This is a genomic window from Streptomyces sp. McG3 (genome assembly GCF_018619185.1).
Lineage (GTDB): Bacteria > Actinomycetota > Actinomycetes > Streptomycetales > Streptomycetaceae > Streptomyces.
In genome coordinates, this window is sequence record NZ_JAAXYC010000012.1 from 1 (window position 1) to 19,459 (window position 19,459).

At 72.4% G+C, this 19,459-nt stretch carries 8 protein-coding genes; 1 reads left to right on the forward strand and 7 read right to left on the reverse strand.

Features of this window, described 5'->3' with window-relative positions:
* Window positions 1–54 precede the first annotated feature (54 nt).
* Both HET64_RS03760 and HET64_RS03765 read right to left on the reverse strand, forming a co-directional pair.
* Window positions 55–261, reverse strand: a complete 207-nt coding sequence (locus tag HET64_RS03760; protein ID WP_215102235.1) for an MbtH family protein — start codon at window positions 259–261, stop codon at window positions 55–57.
* Window positions 258–10,727, reverse strand: coding sequence for a non-ribosomal peptide synthetase (locus tag HET64_RS03765; RefSeq protein ID WP_215102236.1), 10,470 nt, complete (start codon window positions 10,725–10,727; stop codon window positions 258–260). Before HET64_RS03765 ends, HET64_RS03760 begins: the two co-directional genes overlap by 4 nt.
* Window positions 10,728–11,156: 429 nt before the next feature.
* Between HET64_RS03765 and HET64_RS03770 the strand changes: the two genes are divergently transcribed.
* Window positions 11,157–11,459 carry a hypothetical protein gene (locus tag HET64_RS03770; protein WP_215102238.1) on the forward strand — a complete coding sequence of 101 codons (303 nt, stop codon included), beginning with the start codon at window positions 11,157–11,159 and terminating at the stop codon, window positions 11,457–11,459.
* A 188-nt stretch (window positions 11,460–11,647) separates the two neighbouring features.
* Here the strand turns inward: HET64_RS03770 and HET64_RS03775 are convergent, their stop codons facing one another.
* From HET64_RS03775 to HET64_RS03795, 5 genes are all read right to left on the reverse strand, one after another.
* Window positions 11,648–12,304: a fasciclin domain-containing protein gene (locus HET64_RS03775; RefSeq protein WP_215102240.1), complete on the reverse strand. Its 657-nt coding sequence runs from the start codon at window positions 12,302–12,304 to the stop codon at window positions 11,648–11,650.
* An 874-nt stretch (window positions 12,305–13,178) separates the two neighbouring features.
* Window positions 13,179–13,706, reverse strand: coding sequence for a class F sortase (locus HET64_RS03780; RefSeq protein ID WP_215102242.1), 528 nt, complete (start codon window positions 13,704–13,706; stop codon window positions 13,179–13,181).
* A gap of 200 nt (window positions 13,707–13,906) precedes the next feature.
* Window positions 13,907–15,556, reverse strand: coding sequence for a DUF4331 domain-containing protein (locus HET64_RS03785; RefSeq protein ID WP_251144733.1), 1,650 nt, complete (start codon window positions 15,554–15,556; stop codon window positions 13,907–13,909).
* A gap of 804 nt (window positions 15,557–16,360) precedes the next feature.
* A complete protein-coding gene (locus HET64_RS03790; RefSeq protein WP_215102246.1) occupies window positions 16,361–18,007 on the reverse strand; it encodes a nickel/cobalt transporter in 1,647 nt (548 codons plus the stop codon).
* Complete coding sequence (locus tag HET64_RS03795) at window positions 18,004–19,359, reverse strand: tetratricopeptide repeat protein (protein ID WP_215102248.1); 1,356 nt, start codon at window positions 19,357–19,359, stop codon at window positions 18,004–18,006. The genes HET64_RS03790 and HET64_RS03795 overlap by 4 nt, the downstream gene beginning before the upstream one ends.
* Window positions 19,360–19,459: the final 100 nt, after the last annotated feature.

The window sequence follows — 19,459 nt, forward strand, 5'->3', positions numbered from 1 at the left end:
GCGGGCGCGTGGGTCCGGTGCGGTCGGGGAGAGGAGGAGGCAGGAGAGGCAGGGTCATGCCACCCGCACGCGGGCGCTCCTGGGGGTGATGTCGGTCCAGTTGACCTCTACGTACTCCAGGCAGGCCGCGTGCTCCGCCGGGCCGAACACCTCGCCCCAGCCGGCGGGCACCGCCGCGAACGACGGCCACAGGGCGTGCTGTCCCTCGTCGTTGACCAGGACACGGTGCCGGGTCTGCGGGTCGTCGAAGGGATTCGTCATGACAGGTCTCCTTGTTCGGTGCGGTGGCCGGCGTCGAGCACGGCCGAGACGGTGGTGCCGATCTGCTCCCGCGCGGCGGGCTGCATCATCTGGGCGTGCGCGCACGCCACGTCGTGGTTCTCGATGGGTCCGTCGATGTACGGGCCCCACAGGGACAGGCCGAAGGTGTCCCGGGGGCGTCCCTCGGTGGCGGTGAAGAACAGCACGGGTCCGTGGAACACACGGGGGGTGTACTTCCGCATCAGGCGTGCCTGACCGGCGAAGTTGTCCACCATCGCGTCGATCGTGGCGGGCTCCAGCGACCCGAGCGGACTGCCGCCGGCGAGGAACTGGTCCCGTACGGCGGCGGCTTCCACCGGACCGTCCCCGTCCAAAGCCTCCTGGCCGACTCCCATGTTGGAGAGCAGGGCGCGGAAGACGGTGTCCCGGCTCGCGCTGTCCAGGTCGTCCAGCGGGGCGAGCGGGAAGGCGTCCAGGATCGTCAGCAGGGCCACCTCCTCGCCCGCCTCCTGAAGCTGGACGGCGACCTCCTGGACGACGTTGCCGCCGAAGGACCAGCCGAACAGGTGGTACGGGCCGTGCGGCTGGACGGCCCGCAGCTCCGCCACGTACACGGCGGCCATCGCCTCGATGCTGTCCGGGAAGGGCTCGGTCCCGTCCAGGTTCGGGGTCTGGAGCCCGTAGACCGGCCGGTCGTTGCCGAGGTGGGGGAGCAGCCCCGCGTACGACCAGGCCAGGCCGCCGGCCGGATGGACACAGAACAGCGGCGGCAGGCTGCCTCTGGTCCGCAGGGGCAGCAGCGTCGCGAGCGGATTGTCCTGGACGCCGGCGCCGATCCGTTCCGCGAGTGCGGCGACCGTGGGCGCCTCGAACAGGCTGCGGATGCTGACGTCCACTCCCAGGGCGTCACGGATGCGGCGGATCAGCCCGGCCGCCAGCATGGAGTGACCGCCGAGGGCGAAGAAGTCGTCGTCGATGAGGACCTGCTCGCGCTCCAGCACCTCGGCGAACAGCGTGCACAGGACGTCCTCCCGGGGGTTACGGGGGCTGCGCCCCGTGCCCGAGGACTCGCCTCGCGGTGTGAGGCCGGGCAGGGCCTTCCGGTCCAGCTTTCCGTTCGGCGTCAGGGGGATGCTGTCCACGGCTGCCCAGCCGGAGGGGACCATGTACCCGGGCAACCGGGCCGCCGCGTGCTCCCTCACCCCGTCGAGCCGTTCGGATGCGGACCGCGCGGGGGCGGCGGGTGCGGCGCGGTCCACGGCAGCGCTCCCGGCCGGGGCGGCGGGCTGCGCGGCGAACACCACGTACGCGGCCAGGCGGGAGCCTCCGGGACCCTCACCGTGCGCCACCACCGCCGCCTGGGAGACGTCGGTGTGCTCCGCCAGTACGGCGGCGATCCCCTCCGGCTCCACCCGGAACCCGCGGACCTTGACCTGGTCGTCGGCGCGCCCGGCGAACTCCAGAGCGTCGTCGGGCGTCCGTACGGCCCGGTCTCCGGTGCGGTACATCCGCGTTCCCGCGGGGCCGTAGGGGTCGGGCACGAAACGGTCCGCGGTGCCCGCGGGCTGTCCGTGGTAGCCGAGGGCCAGGCTGTCCCCGGCCAGGTAGAGGTCGCCGGTCACCCCGACCGGGACCGGCGACAGCCGGTCGTCCAGGAGCCGTACGGCCGTCCCCTCGACCGGGGCGCCGAGCACCGGCCGCCCGGTCGCCCGGAGCTCGGCGGTGAGGGTGTCCACCGTCGCCTCGGTGGGCCCGTAGAAGTTCCAGGCCGTCAGGCCCGGCCGGGCCCGCAGATCGTCCCAGAGGACGGCCGGGACGTCCTCGCCGCCCAGGACGATCACGGACGGGGCCCGGCCCGCCCCGGCGAACAGCCCGGCGTTCAGCAACTGCCGGACATGCGTGGGCGTGGACTCCAGCACGTCCAGGCCCAGGACGCGGACCGCCTCGACCAGGGCCTCCGGGTCCCGGCGCGTCAGATCGTCCAGGACATGGAGCCGGTGCCCATCGAGCATCCAGAGCACCGGGTCCCACGCGGCGTCGAAGGACAGGGCGGCCGTCAGCGCGACGTCGAGCCGGGGTCTTCCGGCCGCCCGTACCGAGGGCCCGAAGAGATGGCGCCGGTGGTGTTCCAGCAGCCGGGCGAGGGAGCCGTGGCCGACCAGGACCCCCTTGGGGCGGCCGGTCGAGCCCGAGGTGTGCAGGAGATAGGCGGGCTCGGTGAGTCCCGGCCGGGCCCGCTCCCACAGGGGTGCGGGCGCGGTGGCGGAGTCCGCGGAGTCCAGGTTCAGACGGTGCCAGCGGGCCGTTGCCCGGGCGTGGGTGGCGTCCGCCGTGAGCACGGTGTGCGGGCGGGCGTCGGCCAGCACCGCGTCGATCCGGCCCTGCGGGAGGGAGTCGTCCACCGGCACGTGGACGGCCCCCAGCTTGAGCACGGCGAGGAGGGCGGCGATCGAGTCGGTGCTGCGCGGCAGCAGCACGGCCACCCGGTCGCCGGCGCCCGCACCCGCCCGGGCGACCAGTGCGGCGATCCGGTCGGAACGGGCGTCCAGCTCCGTGAAGGAGAGGCTGCCGTCCGGGGCGGTGACCGCGATGTCACCGCTGCGCGCCGCGGCCACCGTTGCCGCGAACCGGTCCAGCACCGTGGTGGGAGGCGCGGCGTCGTGACGGAGCGCACCGGCGCCACCGCCCAACTCCAGCAGCCGTCGCTGTTCCTCGGTGCTGGTCAGCGGCAGGTCGCCCACGACCGTGGCGGGGCCGCCCACCGCGTGCGCGAGGAGGAGGGTGAACCGGTCGGCGATCCGTACAGCGGTCTCCGTGTCGAACAGGTCCTGGCTGAACTCCAGCGTTCCGTCGAGGTGGGCCCCGCCACTTCCGGCCGACGTCCGCTCGGTGAAGGAGAAGGAGAGATCGAACTTCGCGCCTCCGGTGTCGACTCCCTCCAGCCGGGCCTCCAGACCGGGCAGGTCCAGCCGGGGCGGCCGGTGGTTGTTGAGGGTCAGCATCACCTGGAACAGGGGGTGGCGGGAGAGCGAGCGCGTCGGCCGCACGGCCTCCACCAGCCGCTCGAAGGGCAGCTCCTGGTGGGCGTAGGCGGCGAGGTCGCTCTCCCGTACCCGGGAGAGCAGCTCGGTGAAGTCCGGGTCGCCGCTCAGGTCCGTCCGCAGGGCGAGGGTGTTCACGAAGAAGCCGACCAGGGGGTCGAGTGCCTCGTCGGTCCGCCCGGCCACCGGGGTGCCGATGGTGACGTCGCCGCCGGCGCCCATCCGGTGCAGCAGCGCCGCCAGGGCGGCGTGCAGCACCATGAACGTGCTGCTCGCCGTCGACCTGGCCAGCCGAGCCACATCCGCCATGGTCTCCTCCGGTACGCGTACCGGGACCGTGCTCCCGCGACCGCTCGGCGAGGCGGGGCGGGGACGGTCGGTGGGCAGGGCGGTCTCCTCCGGGGCGCCGGCCAGGCGGTCCTTCCAGAAGGCGAGCTGGGCCGACGCCGCGGAGACGGGATCCTCGAAGCTGCCGAGCAGGTCGCGCTGCCAGAGCGTGTAGTCCGCGTACTGGACCGGCAGGGGCGCCCAGCTCGGTGCTCGCCCGGCGGACCGCGCCGCGTAGGCGCCGGCCAGGTCCTGGGCCAGCGGCCCCATGGACCATCCGTCCGCCGCGATGTGATGGACGGTGACCAGCAGGGTGTGCCGGTCCTCGCCGCTCCGGAACAGGACCGGCCGCAGGGGGACGTCGTGCGTGAGGTCGAAGGGCTCGGCCGCCGCCTCGCGCAGTGACTCGCCCAGGCGCGCCGGCTCGACCGCCACGACGGGAAGTCCCGGCAGCGCGTCACCGGGCGCGAGCACATGCTGACGGGGGCTGCCGTCGCCGGGCTCGACCACCGTGCGCAGGACCTCGTGCCGGGTCAGCACATCACCCAGCGCACGCCGCAGGGCGTGCCGGTCCAGGCTGCCGTCCAGGCGGACCGCGAACGCCATGTGGTATGCCGCAGCTTCGGGGTCCAGTTGGTGCAGGAACCACAGGCGCTCCTGGGCCGTGGACAACGGTGGCCGTTCCGTGCGGGGCGCCCGCCGCAACGCGGGCCGCGCCGCGCCCGCTCCCTCCAGCCGCTCGGCGAGCGATGCGGGGGTCGTGGACTCGAACAGGGCCCGTACCGGGAGTTCGACGCCGAACGCCGAGCGGATCCGGCCGATCAGCCGGGTGGCCAGGAGCGAGTGTCCGCCCAGCTCGAAGAAGTCGTCGTCAGGGGCGACCTGTTCGTGCTCCAGGCTCTCCGCGAACAGGGCGCACAGGATCTCCTCCGGGGCGGACCGCGGGGCCCGCTTCTTCCCGTCCGTACTTTCCGCGACGGTGGTCAGCGGAAGCGCCGCGAAGTCCACCTTCCCGTGCGGGGTCAGCGGGAGGGCGGCGACCGGCACGATCAGCGAAGGCACCATGTGGGCGGGCAGCCGCTGCGCGACGAAGGCCCGCAACTCCCTTGAGGACAGGTCCCGATGACCGGCGGGCACGACCCAGGCGACCAGCTGCGCTTCCCCGGAGCCGGAGTCGGAGCCGGAGCCGGAGCCGGAGCCGGAGTCGGAGCGGACCGCGACCGCCGACTGCGCGATGTCACCGTGGGCATCGAGGGCGGACGCGACCTCGCCGGTCTCGACCCGGAAACCGCGGATCTTGATCTGCCCGTCGGCACGGCTCAGGTACTCAAGACGTCCTTCGACCCGGCGCGCGAGGTCACCGGTGCGGTACATCCGTGAGCCCGGCGCTCCGTAAGGATCCGGCAGGAAGCGCTCCGCCGTCGCGCCGGAGCGGTTGTCGTAGCCGCGGGCGACGCCCGGGCCCGACAGATACAGCTCTCCCGTCACCCCGGGGGCGACCGGCTCCAGCCGCCGGTCCAGGACCCGGGCCCGGGCGCCGGACACCGGATGCCCGAGGTGGGGCCGCACGCCGGGCAGGACACGGCCCATCACGCTGTCCACGGTGGTCTCCGTGGGTCCGTACAGGTTCCACACCGCCACGTCGGACAGGGCGGCCAGCTCCCGCCACAGCGGTGCGGGTACGGCCTCCCCGCCCAGTGCCAGCACGCGTGGCCGCGACCGGCCGGGAGCGAACAGGCCGCAGGAGCGCAGCTGTTCCACGAACGAGGGGGTGGTTTCCACGACATCGATCGCCCGGTCGTGGAGCAGGGCGGTGAGCGCTTCGGGGTCCCGGCGCGTCATATCGTCCACGAGGTGCAGTTCGTGGCCCGCGATCATCCAGAGCAGCGGGTCGAGGGAGGCGTCGAACGTCATCGCGGCCGTGTGCGCCACCCGCAGCGGCAGCCCGTTGTTGTCCGCCTCGGCGGGGCTCATCAGCCGGTCGCGGTGATGGGCGAGCAGCGCGGCCAGGGACCGGTGCTCGACCACGACGCCCTTGGGCAGCCCGGTGGATCCGGAGGTGTACAGCACATACGCGGCGTCATGGCCGCGGGGCGGCACCGGCATGGTCGCGGCAGCCGTGTTCTCCTGCTCGGCGGCCCCGTCGAGCAGGAGGACGTCGGTCGTGTCCGGGAGAGCCGCCCGGGTGGCGGAGGTGGCCAGTACCAGGCGCGGGGCGGCGGAGTCGAGGATCAGCGAGGTGCGGGCCGCGGGCTGCGCCGGGTCGAGCGGGACGTACACCGCTCCGGCTCGCAGGATGCCCAGCACCGCCACGACGGCGAGGGAGGTGCGGGGCAGCGCCACCGCCACCCGGTCACCGGCCCCGACCCCCCGGTCCCGGAGCGAGCAGGCCAGGCGGTCGGAGAGCAGGCGGAGTTCACCGAAGGTGAGGCGCTCGTCGCCGGCCACGACCGCGGTGCGGTCCGGCTGGACGGCCGCGCGGGTCGCCAGGACGTCCAGCACCGTCCCGTCGTAGGCGGCCGGCCTCGCGCCGAGCGGCGTCCGCGCGCTGCGCGGCAGCTCGTCCAGTGCCGCCGCGCGCTGCGACGGGGTGAGGAAGCCGACGTCCGTCATCGGACGGTCCGGCTCGGAGAGCAAGGCGCTCAGGAGGCGGGTGAAGTGCTCGGCGAACCGATCCGCCGTCGTACGGTCGAAGAGGTCCTCGTCGTACTCCAGCTCACCGGTGATCCCGTCCGGCCGGCCTTGGTCGTCGTGGTGCTCGGACAGGTCCCAGCTGAGGTCGAACTTGGAGCCCGACCGCCCCACGGACTTCTCGTGGCCGACGGTGAGACCGTCGAGATGCGGGCGGGGCAGGGGCGTGTTGTTGAGGCTCAGCATCACCTGGAACAGCGGATGGCGGGAGATCGAGCGCGTCGGCGCCAGCTCCTCGACCACCCGCTCGAAGGGCAGCTCCTGGTGGGCGTAGGCCGCCACGTCGGTACGGGCCACCCGCTCCACGAGCGTACGGAACGCCGGGGAGCCCGAGGTGTCCGCCCGCAGGACCAGCGTGTTGACGAAGAAGCCGACCAGTTCGGTGAGCGCATCGTCGGTACGGCCTGCCACCGGGGTGCCGACGGCGATGTCCTCGCCCGCGCCCAGGCGCGACATCAGAGCGGCCAGCGCCGCGTGCAGCACCATGAAGGAGCTCGCGCCGCGGTCCCCGGCCAGCCTGACCAGCGTCCGGTGGTCCTGCGCCCCGATCCGCACGGGGACGCTCCCGCCCCGCCCGGAGGAACGGGCCGGGCGCGGCCGGTCCGTGGGGAACGACGACTCCTCCGGCAGCCCGGCCAGGGAGTCCGCCCAGAAGGAGAGCTGGCGGCGCGCGAGACTGTCCGGTGCGTCGGGATCGCCGAGCAGGTCACGCTGCCACAGCGCGAAATCGGCGTACTGCACCGGCAGCTCGTCCCACCCGGGTGCCCGCCCCGAGCGGCGCGCGCCGTAGGCGGTGGACAGATCCCGTACGAGCGGCCCCATCGACCATCCGTCGGTGGCGATGTGGTGCAACGTCACGATCAGCACGTTCTCCTCGGCGCCCAGGGGGAACAACCGGGCGCGCAAGGGGATCTCGTGCTGCAGGTCGAAGCGGGCGCCGTCCGGCTCCAGCGGCTCACCGGCCGCCATGACCCGCAGTAGCGGACGCGGGAGCCGCGCGGGCGGCAGGATCTGCTGGCACGGGCCCTCCGGGGTCTCCGCCACGATCGTGCGCAGCGCCTCGTGCCGCTCCACGACATCGTGGAGGGCCAGCTCCAGAGCGTCGCGGTCCAGCGCGCCGCGCAGGCGCAGCGCGACCGGCAGATGGTACGAGGCACCCGCGTCGCCCAGCGTCTCCAGCAGCCACAGCCGCTGCTGCCCGAACGAGAGGGGGAGCCGTTGCGGGCGGGGGGCGAGGGCCGTCACCGACCGCCGGGCCGGGGCGACTTCATCCAGCGTCGCGACCAGGCCGGCCGGTGTGGGCGTGGAGAACAGGGTGCTGATCGGCACCTCGGCGCCGAACTCGCCGCGGATCCGGCCGATCAGCCGCATCGCCAGCAACGAGTGGCCGCCCAGCGCGAAGAAGTCGTCGTCCCTGCCGACCCGGGGCACCCCCAGGCACGCGGCGAAGACCGCGCACATCCGGGCCTCCAGGGCGGTGCGCGGAGCACCGCCGTCGGACGCGACCGGCAGAGCCGGCGGCAGAGCCGCCACATCGAGCTTCCCGTTGGGGGTGAGCGGCAGACGCTCCACCGTCGCCCAGGCCGTCGGCACCGACGGGCCGGGCAGCAGGGCCGCGACCGCGTCGCGCGTCTCCGCGTGAGCGGGCGCACCCGCTCCGGCCACCAGGAACGCGGCCAGCCGCTCGGGACCGTCCTGCGCGGTGGTCAGGGCGACAGCGGCGTCCTCGACACCGGGGAGAGAACGCAGCGCGGCCTCGATCTCCCCGGTCTCGACCCGCACACCGCGCACCTTGATCTGCCGGTCGCTGCGTCCGGCGAACTCCAGTGAACCGTCCTCGCCCCACCGGGCAAGGTCACCGGTGCGGTACATCCGGGCCCCCGGAAGGCCGAAGGGGTCCGGCATGAAGCGTTCCGCCGTGAGCCCCGGACGGCCCGCGTATCCACGGGCCACGCCCTCGCCCGACAGATACAGCTCGCCCACCGATCCTCTGGGCAGCGGGTGCAGGGACGGGTCGAGCACATAGGCCCCGGCCCCGGTGACGGGCCGCCCGATCACGGGCGACGCACCGGTGACCCGGGCGGTCACGGCGTTGACGGTGGTCTCGGTGGGTCCGTAGAAGTTGAACACCAGCAGGTCGGGATCGGCGGCCAGCTCCTCCCAGAGCCCGTCGTCGACAGCTTCCCCGCCCAGGGCGATGACACGCGGCCGGTGGCTCTCCGAGGTGAGCAGCCCCGTCGCCAGCATCTGCCGCAGGTAGGTGGGGGTCGTCTCGATCGCGTCGACGCGATGGTCGACGAGGTACCGGACCAGTGCCTGCGGGTCGCGGCGGACGTCGTCCGCGATGATGTGCAGCTCGTGTCCGGCGACCATCCAGAGCACCGGGTCCCAGGCCGCGTCGAAGGAGGTCGCGGCGGACAGCGCCACCCGCAGCCGTCGCCCCAGAGCTTCCTCGGCCAGGGTGTGGGCCTCCCGGCGGTGGTGCTCCAGGAGGTTGCTCAGAGAACGGTGCTCGACGACGACGCCCTTGGGGCGGCCGGTGGACCCGGAGGTGTAGATGACGTACGCGGCGTCCTGGGGTCCGGGTCCGGGCAGTTCCCCGACGGCGCCGGCCGGGGAGCCGACGGGTGCCGTCGAGGGGTCGACGCGCGGGACCGAACCCCGAGGATCGATCGTGCCCGCCGAGGACGCGGTCGCCACCAGGGCGACGGGCCGGGAGTCGTCGATCATGAAGGCGAGCCGCTCCGCCGGGTAGGAGGGGTCGAGCGGCAGATAGGCGGCCCCTGTCCGCATCACGGCGAGCATCGCCACCACCAGATCCGTGGAGCGTGGCAGTCCCACCGCGACGCGGGTGCCGGGCCGGGCGCCCCGCGAGGCGAGCAGCGCCGTCAGGCCGTCCACCTGGTGGCTGAGTTCTTCGAAGGTGAGGGTCGTGCCGTCGCAGACAACGGCGGTGTGCTGAGGGGTGGTCCGCGCCTGCCGGGCGAACTGCTCGGTCAAGGGCGGCGGTTCCGGGGCGTCACTCCTCGACGGCTGAGCGGCGCCGAGGCCGAGCACGCGCCGCTGTTCGTCCTCGGCGACGGGGCTCACCGCTCCGACGGTCCTCTCCGGGTCCTCCACGAACGCGTCGAGAACCCGGCACAGGCGCTCATGCGGCCCTACGAGGTCCTGCTGACCGTAGCGCGCGGCGTTGCCCAGCAGATCGACGTGCATACCACCGTCGCCGAAGGAGGCGTGCACGGCCACGGCCAGATCCTCCACCGGGCCGATCGACAGGTTGTGCAGGGTCGCCGGATGAGGGCCGAATCGCAGGGCGTCGTCGAAGGCGAGGATGTTGACGGAGGGCCCGGTCAGGGCCGTCGTCGTCCCGGTCAACCCCAGTTGGTGGCGGAGTGCTTCGGCCGGCCGGCGCTGGTGACGGAGTACGGAACGGGCTTCGGCGGAGGCCCGGCGCGCCAGATCGGTCACCCGGTCGGCGGGGGAGACGGCGAGTCGCATCGGCAGGATCGAGCTGAGCATGGCGGGCGTCGACCGTGCCGCGGGAGTACGCCGACCGGTGACCGGCAGGCCGAGCACGACCTCGCCGAGCCCCTTCTCCCGGTGCAGGCACAGCGCCAGCGCCCCCATGACGAACGTCGGCCAGCCGGTTCCGGCCCGCTTGGCGGCCGCCTTCAGCCGTTCCGTCTCCGCCCGGCTGTACACCCGCCGCACCGAAGCCGTCCCGTACTTCCCCCTCGTGCCTGACGGTGCGGGGGTCTCGGGAGGGAGGGCGCCGACGAGGTGTCCTGCCCAGAACTCCTCGTCCCGGGAGCCCTGTTCGGAGGCGAGATAGGCGTCCTCCTCCTCGATGAGCGTGGCGAGAGACCCCGCGGGACGCAGCTCGGGAAGGACATCCGGGGCGAGAACGAGAGCGGTGTAGACCTCGGCGATACGGGAGAGAGCCAGCACCGCCGCGTAGCCGTCGAGCGCCAGGTGGTGCACCTGCTGGTGGAAGAGGTGGCGCGACGGAGAGAGCCGGTAGAGGGTGACACGGACCAGCGGCCCCGCCGATACGTCCGCGGGCTCGGCCAGACACACCCGCATCCTCCGCAGAGCCTCCGCATGCGGGTCCACCTCGGCGGAGAGGTCCACCCAAGGCATGGATATGGACGTGCTCTCCCGCACGTGCTGGAAGGGAACCCCGTCCCGCTCACCGAAGGTGGTGCGCAGAGCCTCCATCTCGGCCGCGGTGTGGCCGACAGCGCGGCGCAGCAGGTCCGGTTCCACAGGGCCCCGGATATCGGCGTACTCCGCGATGTTGTAGGCCGGATCCGCCGGGTCGAGCCGCTGCGCGAACCAGACCCCCTGCTGAGCGGCGGTCAGGCGCAGGGTGTTCGTCGGGGTTCCGGTGTGCGGTACGTCGGTCACGCGAATTCACCTCGGTGGGGGAGACCTGCGACGGCATGGGCCGGGGCGCGCATGTGCGGCAGGGCGGAGCGGGACGGGTCGGGGCCGATCACGGCGACTGCCGGCTCTGGTCGAGCGCGTACGCATCGCGATCGCGAAGCATCCGCTTCTGTGGGCCGGTGCACGTTGACAGCCTCCGTTGCGCTGACGTCGCCCCAACGGGGCCTTCACACCAGTCGTTCGGAGTCACACCAGCCTCGGATTGCTCATGTGGCGCACGACACGTCAGCGGGCCGATCTTTTGCAGTTCGCTGGCGCGTATAAGCCAATCGTCAGGCGGCTTTACGCCAGACACCCATCCGTGGAGGGCTCCGCACCGAAGAGGTCATGTCCGGACGCTTGTTCGGGCACCGCGTTTCCCACGTCCCGGAATTCGAAAGGGAGAACATGATGAAGATCCCTGTTCCCGCTCTGCGGTGGCAGCTCGTCGGAGCCCTGGTCGGCACTGTGCTGCTGGCATCCGCTCCGGCTGCCTCGGCCTCCTCCGAGGCAGCACCCCGCCAGGCGCCTACCGCGCGCGAGGGCGGAACCTCTTCCGGCCCGCTCGCCTTCTACCGGGGAATACAGGGTGGGAATCTCTGTCTGCTGGCCCGGTGCACCGTCGGCGAATCCGGACCCGGTGGCCACACGGGCCCCAGTAACACCCAGGGATTCAACCTCTGCCTCCTGGCCCTGTGCACCGTGCGGCCCTGAACGCGGCTGGACCTGGAACCACGACGCTCCCCCGCGCATCGGCGCGGGGGAGCGTCGTGGTTCCAGGTCAGCAGTGACCCGTGGCTTCTGTTGTCAGGAGGGTCCGCCGGCTGTCAGCCCTTGTCGGTGCGGGAAGAGCCCCGAGTCGGTGGAGGCGACTCGGGGCTCAACGCAGGGCGCGGGAGTGGTCAGGCCTTGGGCATCAGAACGGTGTCGACGATGTAGACGGTGGCGTTGGCGGTGGGGACGTTGCCGCAGACGACCTTGGACGTGTCGTTGACGGTGTAGTTCTCGCCGGAGCCCTTGGTGGCGAGGGTGGACTTCTGGAGGGTGTCGTAGGTTCCGCTTTCCAGCTGCTTGGGGGAAAGCTTCTCGCCGACGACGTGGTACGTGAGGATGCTGGTGAGCATTTCCTTGTCGGCCAGGACCTTGTCGAGGTCGGCCTTGGGGATCTTGGCGAACGCGTCGTTGGTCGGCGCGAACACGGTGATGTTCTGGGCGTTGTTGAGCGTGTCGACGAGACCGGCCTTCTTGACCGCGGTGACCAGGGTGGACAGGGCCTCGTTGTTGGAGGCGGCGGTGGCGACCGGGTCCTGGGCCATGCCGTCGAAGGAGCCCGCGCCGTCCTTGGGGACGGAGGCGCAGGCCGGGCCGAACGGGCCGTCCATGGGGGTGGTGTCGTCGGCGGCCGGGCTCGACTTCTCGTCGGCGGGGGCGGAGCTGCTCGCCTTGTCGGCGGCCGTGTCGGAGGAACTGTCGTCCCCGCCGCAGGCGGTGAGCGTGAGGGGCAGGACGGCGGCGGCGGTGACGGCGATGGCGGCGCGGCGGAAACGGAAGGCGTTCACGGAAAATCTCCTGTGTGATCGGTCGGTTGCGCTGAGTGTCGGTCAGGGGTGTGGGTGTGGCGTCGCTCGGGCGTGGCGAGTGCTGACGTCAGGTCAGGCGTCGGGCGTCAGGTCAGGCGTCGGGACAGAGAGACGATGGTCAACGCGGTGAAACGTGCAGTGCGCCGAGACTGGTGCTCGCGCCGTGCCGGTGCCGCCTTGATCGTCATGTCTGCTATTCGGGGCTGCCGCGACATCGGATTGGTCCGAGGGCGAGGAATTTTGAGAGGAAGTCTGAGCCCGGGCCAGCCCTTACGGCCGTCCGGGTGCCATGTGCGGGTCGACCAATCCGGCGTGCGGGCGGTGGCGAATGCCCCATGTGAGCGGCTGTTCGGAGGAAGCACCGCACACGCCGAGGCTTCCATCGGGGATGGATGCCTCACCCGTTCCCCACGGTGGAAGGCCCGTGGGGGACAGCCGTCGCGGGGTGTCACTCTCCTGGGCACCCCGCGACGGGCCTCCTCGCGAGCAGACGGTCGAGGCGGCGAAAGGGGATCAACCGGAGAGCGGGAGCGATGGGGGGAGCCGGCCTCGCCCCGGCCGATCGGCTCGACACCGGCGCCTCGGCGAGCCGAGCCCCTGGGGACACGGATGGAGCGCGCGGCATGAGGGCACGACGATTCAGCGCGCTTCCGCCCAGGTGCGCCGAGGAGGAGGGAGGTCCCCGAGCCGGTGGGTCACCCCGCCGAAGAGGAAGGAGAGCTTTCGGCGGCGGACACGGTCCTCGTCGAAGCGGTCCGGGGCGACCGGTCGCAGAGCGCGAGAGCGCGTCGTGGAAGGGCGAGAGCGACCGATACCAGTGATCGTGGGGAGGCCCCGGTCTCGGGGCTCGCGTTCATCCCTTCGGCACACCCGCGTTGTCGAGGGTGGCGTAGACGACGAGGTTGTCCCGGTACTCGCGGCGGCTGCGGTCGTAGGTGCCCGAGCAGGTGATCAGGTGCAGGGCGGGCGGTCCGCTGGTCGCATAGACCTGGCTGTCGGGGAAGGCGTCCTTCCCGTACTGGCGCAGCGCCCGGACGGTGAAGGTGATGGTGGACCGGTCGTCCTGGACCATGGTGACTTCGTCGCCCGGGTCGAGCGTGGAGAGTCCGTGAAAGGCTCCTGGGCCGGTGGCGGAGTCGACGTGGCCGACGACGACCGTCGCGCCGGGGCCACCGGGGCGGGGGCCGTCGCTCCACCACCCTATGTTTCCCGGTTCGTCGGGAACGCCGAGACGGCCGTCCTGCTGGACGCGCAGGCCGATCAGGGGCTGGTCGAGCGAGATGGCGGGGATGCGGATACGGGTCGGCGCTGCGGGCGTCCGGCTGTCGGAAGACGCCGCTCGGCCGGACCCCGGGTGAACCGGCAGGCTGCCTCGGTCCATGCGCGCCGGCGCCTCCCCGGGGCCCGTTCCCAGAGCTGAGACACCGAGGCAGGCCAGAGCTGCCCCGACGGCGACGGCGGCGAACCCTGCGGCTTGTCGCCGACCGGGTATTCGCCGTGGTCGACGACCGACAGCCATGCCGTGGTCCGGTCGTCCGACCCGCCATCGGCGGGTCGGACGACCGGGGAGGAACGGGCTGGTCATGCCTGGCCGGCGCCGCGTCGTCGGCGCAGTGCCAGAACTCCGGCCACGGCCAGGAGGGCCCCGCCGCCCAGGGCGGCGGCGGGCGCGACGGGGAAGCCGTCGCCCGAGGCGAGGCCGCCGAGGCCGGCGCCGACGCCGCCGTCGGGGTGGAGCGAGTCGGCCTGGTTGACGGCCGCGGTGTTGGGCAGCGCCACGTACGGGAAGGTGTCGCCCGGCTCCCGGTAGGGCGTGTCGACGGCGTCGCCGGCTGCCAGGGCGGGCACGATCTTCCCGGTCTGCGCGGCGCCTTCGAGAGCCTGGAGCTCGATGTCGACGACATCGTCGTTGAGCCGGCGGCCGTTGGGGAAGCCGGCCAGGTCCTCGCCCAGGACGCCGAGGCGGTTGGGCTTGGCGGCGGGCGGGACGGACATGTTCAGGCGCAGCATTTCCGCGGGAACGACCGCGGACTTGTCGACGTCCTGGTTGAGGCGCTGCGAGTTGAGGTCCGCCTTGATGGGGCCGCACTCCTTGCAGATCCCGGTGAGGAAGATCTCGACGAGGTCGTTGCGCGGCGTGGCGGGGGCGGGGACCTTGTAGATGTTCTGGATGAGCTTGGGGACGATGGGGTCCTTGACCTTGTCGACGACCGGGGTGACCGTGGCGTCCTTCTCCGGGCTGAGCGCGTTGAAGGCGTCCTTGAACTTCAGCGGCACGACGACCTCGTTGATGAGCGGGTGGCCGAGGCGGGAGACCTGCCGCCAGTCGTCGGCGTTTCCGTCCTTGGCGGGTGCCCCCTGAGCGTCCTTCGCCTTCGCGTCCTCGCTGCCCTTGCCGGCCGTGCCCGTGACGTTCGCCCCTCGGCGGTCGGTGGTGGACCACACGCCGATGACGGGGTTGCGCTTGGCGTCGCCCTTGAGCGCCAGCGTCGACTTGGGCACCTGGACGGCGAGGGTGTTGATGTTGTAGCCGGCCAGCGTGTTGTGGCCGGTCTCCGAGAGGTCGCCCCCGTACAGGAGGTCGAAGATCCGCAGGTCCAGGAAGAACGGGTCGGACGCCTGGCCGGCGAAGGTCGTCCCACCGCCCGGCAGCGGAACCACGGCCTCCTTGCGGAGGGAGGCGTAGTCGGGCATCGACGCCTTGCCGACGTTCGAGGGTGCGACCGGGGAGTCCTTCAGGAGCGTCTTGGTGTTCCCGCTGCTGTCGGTGACCTTCAGGCTGTAGGTCTGCCGGAAGTTGAGGGTCTCGTCGTTCACCGACTTCACGACGCCGGTGTTGTAGAGGAACTGGTCGGCGGAGTCGCGGACGTGGTCGGTGAACTCCCACGTGTACGTCGTGTCCGGCTTGCCGTTGCCGTCGGCGTCGATCTTGATGTTGTAGCGGGCGTCCTCGGCGAACGGGTAGAAGTTCGGTCCGCCGTTGGGCTCCTGGAACGGGAGCCAGTTCGCCACCAGGGTGACGGTGTCGGGCTTGTCCGGGCTGGTGAAGGCATAGACGTCGGTGTTGTCGGCCCTCGGGTCTCCGGCGGTCAGCGGCGCCTCACGGTGGCTGGAGGCCGAGCTGGAGGCGGGAGCGAGGCCGGTGACCGCCGCGGCGGTCAGCAGGGCCAGCGCGCCGGTGGCGGCGAGGGTGCGCTCGGCCCGGCGGGAAGCGGGGCGTCGTCGGAGCATGCGGGGAGAGTGCATGGGGGTCCGTTTCCGGTGAGAGCCGCTTGCCCTCCGGAGAGTCCAGGCGGGGCGGCTGGGAGCTGAAGCTTCCAAGCGCCACATAGGCCCGCGGGAACTCGCCCTGATCGACGAGGAGCACACGGTAGAAGTCGCATAATGTGACGCTGGGCTGCCTTCAGGTCACCATGCGTGTGTTGCGCCCGCAACGACGGCTGAGCCGAACGGGGGCGCGCCCCGGCCAGGGCGCGGCCCGGCCGGATGGAGTCGCGGCGTGGCGGAAGCCAGGCGTGCCGCACCTCTCCCGCGCTCGCGAGGAGCGGAGAGCGCACGGCGTGCGCGAGGTCGGGCCGGGCGGAGATATGTGCGGCGACGGCGCGATCGGTGTCTTCGGGAAACGCGAGATGGCGAACGGCGTGCGCCTACGACGTGGCCGATCTCCAGGTCCGGTGGGGAAGGAGGGTCCGCCCTGGGGGAGCGGGCGACCTTGTCCGGTTCGGGGAGTCGTGTTCGCCCGTGGGCGCGAGCCCCTTCGCGGCACGGTCCGGACTCGCTTCCCTGCCCGGAGCCTTGATCAGCCGGCGGTGGACGAAGCCCTCGATGGGGTCGTGCCGCAGCAGCACCACTTCGACGGTGACAGGTGGTGAGTCAGGTGCTTCGTGTGGGGCGAGCGGCATCGTGCACGGCTCCAACGTCGGCGGGCGGGCCCGGAGGGGGAGGAACCCCTCTGTCGACCTTATTGCAAAGGTTATGCAAGTGCACAAATCGGGTCTCGGTCTGTGGCGTCTCCCCGCAGGGGGGTTCGAGGCCCTAGCCGTTCCCTGTCGCTGCCCGCAGGGTCAGGCCGAGGCCGACGGCGACGACGAGGAGCGAGGTGACGACGGGCCCGGTCCGCGCCAGCTTCCGGAGCAGGGGGCTGTGTCGGAGGGTCCGGGCCCGGTCATGGTTCTCGATGCGTTCGCGCAGGCGTACGAGGAGGAGTCCGGCGAGAGTGAGGGTGGCGGCCATGCCGAGTCCGTAGCCGATGACGAGGAGCACGCCGAAGGCCGTACGCCCCAGGGCGACGGCGCCGAGGAGCACGACGAGGGCGGAGGGGCTGGGGACGAGGCCGCCGGCGATCCCCATGCCGACGAGGCCGGAGCGGCTTGTACGCCGAGCGTTTCGGGGGGCCGTTGACGTGTCCGCCGGGTGGTGTTCGTGGTCCGGCGGGGCGAGTGTCGCGACCGCGGGGGTCGCCTGGAGTTCCCCGGCCGGCGCGCTGTCGCGAGTGGAGGCCGTGGTGACGGGCCCGTGGTGGTGAGGGCTGTCGGCCCCGTGGTCGTGATCATGATGGTGGCCGTGGTGGTGGTCGACGTGGCTGTGGCCCGGGCCGTGGTGATGGTGGTTGTGTTGCGGCCTGCCCCGGACGGCTCCCGTGAGGAGCCAGAGGCCGATGCCGGTGACGAGGAGCCCGCTGGCGGCTCCGAGCCACATCAGGACGGTCTCTCCGGCCAGGTGGGTGGAGACGGGCAGGGCGAGTCCGAGGACGAGGACGCCGGCGGTGTGCGTCAGGGTGACGGTGGCCCCTACGGTGACGGCGTCCCGCCTGGTGCCGCGGCGGCCCGCGAGGTAGGCGGCCATGATGGTCTTGCCGTGGCCGGGCATTGCCGCGTGGGACGCCCCGAGGACGAGCGCCAGGAACAACGCCAGCAGCCCCACGGGCAGGGTGATCTCTCGGGCGCCGACGAGCGAGTCGAAGGCCCCGGTGACCTTGGCGAGCACCCCGCTGATCACACCCGCGCCGGGGAGGTCCGCCACCACGGCCGGCACGGTGCCCCCGCCATGTCCGGGTTCGCCGCGCAGCGATGCTGTGCGCTGGTCGAGCGGGGAGGCGAGGGGGTCCTGGGGGTACTGGCGCAGCTCGCGGGTGGTGGAGGCCGCTGGTACGTCGGTCCGGGTGAGCCTGACCTCCTGGCCGGTGGCGGTCATCTCGTGCCAGCCGATGCGCGTGGTGTCGTAGTGCGTTTCGGCTCGGACGTCGGCGGGCTCGCTGAGATCGGCTCGGGCGGTCAGGCCGCAGGTGAGCCGGCTGGTCTTCAGTCCCGCTTCCCCGTTCTCGTACACCAGGGTCGCCGAGGACCGCATCCAGTCCGCTCGCTCACCGCCCACGGTCAGATGGAGCTGTTCGCTCAGGCCGGAACAGACCTTGTCGGCGTAGACGCTCGACTCGCTGTCGCTGACGGTGCCGTCGTGGTCGGAATCGATGGCGGGGCGTTCCTGGAGCGCCGCGATCTCCGCGCGGTCGACCACGACCTGGGCGTCGATCCGGTCGGGGCGAAGGACGAGGCCCGTGTGGTAGTTGACACTGAAGTTGCCCAGAGGATGGGCCGTAGCGGTGGGCGCTGACGCCACACTCGCCACGGCGGCGAGGGCGGTGGCGGCCAGGGTGGTGAGGGCTCGGCGCAGGGTGTGGTTCATGGTGTGGTGTCGATTCGCTGGAGCAGGTCGCGGGCGGCGTCGGCGTGCAGGGGGTGGAAGCCCGGCTCGCGCAGCGCTTGGGTCAGATCGCGGCGGGCTGCTTCGGTGTCGCCCAGCGCGTGGTGGATGGCGGCGCGGTGGTAGCGGAAGAGCGCGCTGCGCGTCCCCTCGGCCAGGGCCTTGTCGGCCTGGACGAGGGCTTCGGCGTCCCGGCCGGCCCGGTGCAGGGCCCAGGCGTACGCGTCGTGAACGGCGACGAAGGGGCGGGTGCGCAGGGTCTGTCCGGCCATGGTGACGGCGCGTCGCGGATCGCCGTGATCGGCTTCGAAGAGGATGGCGTCCGTGTCGGCCGGGTCGCCCGCGGCTGCCCGGATGCGGTCCTGGGCGCGCAGGAGGGTGTACTGCGCTTCGGCCTGTTCCCGGTGGCCCAGGGACTGTTCGAGTTCGCCCAGGCCCAGCAGGTAGTGCGGCAGGGGCGCGATCGCGATGGCCGCCCGAAAGTCGGCGACGGCCTTGGTGGTGTTGCCCAGGGCCATGTGGGCGCGGGCCCGGGTCTCCAGAAGAGCCGAATCCCCCGGGGCGGCCCCGAGCCCGGTCTGCGTCCGGGCCAGGGCGGCTCGTGGGTCGGCATCCTGGAGGTCCAGGGTTGCCAGGACGTTGTGGGCGAACGAGGTGTCGGCCAGGGTGGCCGCTGCCGCCAGCGACCGGCGCATGAGGGCGCGGGCCCGGTCGGTTTCCCCCTTCAGCTCGAAGGCGTAGGAGGCGCGGGCGAGGGATGCGGCGTCGGGGCGCAGGTCCGTCATCTTCTGGACGGCCTTGTCGGCTTCCTCGTAGCGGCCCAGCTGGGTGTACGCGTCGGCCAGGACGCCGAAGGCGGAGGAGCTGTAGGGGCCGCTGGTCGTGGCCTTGCGTGCCCAGCGCAACGCGGTGGGGAAGTCGTGGCGTGCCGCGGCCAGGGCGCCCATGCCGATCTCGGCGTCCGTGTTGCCCCCGGCCTGCACGGTGAACGAGGTGCGCAGCGCCTTCTCGGCCCGGTCGTAGGTGGCGGGGTCGGCGGTGGTGCGGGCCTGCTGGACGTAGGCCATTCCCAGGGCGGCCCAGCCCCCCGGATCCTTGGGCAGACGGGTCACCCGGGCCTGGAGCGCCTCGATCGACCCACGTGATGGTGAACCCGCTGATTGGCCCTCACGCGACGGGCGGGAAACGGTGGTCTGATCGGGCGCCAGCATGACCGCTCCGGCAGCGAACATCGCCGCGCCCAGGGTCAGGGTGACCACGATGTTCCGCAGCCGCCTGCTGCCGCGTGAGGGGCGTGGCGGCAGGTGCGGGGGTGCGGTGTGGTCCGGGTGCACGGAATTCCCTCCCGAATGTTCGATGCTGCTGGAGCCGCGGTGCCCGGGCCGGGGCGGCTCTCTTCGGCCCGGCCCGGGCACCGCGTCAGATGTCCTTTGC

Excerpts from the sequence above, each read along its gene's own strand:
- HET64_RS03785 (WP_251144733.1), bottom strand. The coding sequence starts at position 15,556 with ATGCTCCGACGACGCCCCGCTTCCCGCCGGGCCGAGCGCACCCTCGCC.
- HET64_RS03790 (WP_215102246.1), bottom strand. The coding sequence starts at position 18,007 with ATGAACCACACCCTGCGCCGAGCCCTCACCACCCTGGCCGCCACCGCC.
- HET64_RS03760 (WP_215102235.1), bottom strand. The coding sequence starts at position 261 with ATGACGAATCCCTTCGACGACCCGCAGACCCGGCACCGTGTCCTGGTC.
- HET64_RS03780 (WP_215102242.1), bottom strand. The coding sequence starts at position 13,706 with ATGGACCGAGGCAGCCTGCCGGTTCACCCGGGGTCCGGCCGAGCGGCG.
- HET64_RS03770 (WP_215102238.1), top strand. The coding sequence starts at position 11,157 with ATGAAGATCCCTGTTCCCGCTCTGCGGTGGCAGCTCGTCGGAGCCCTG.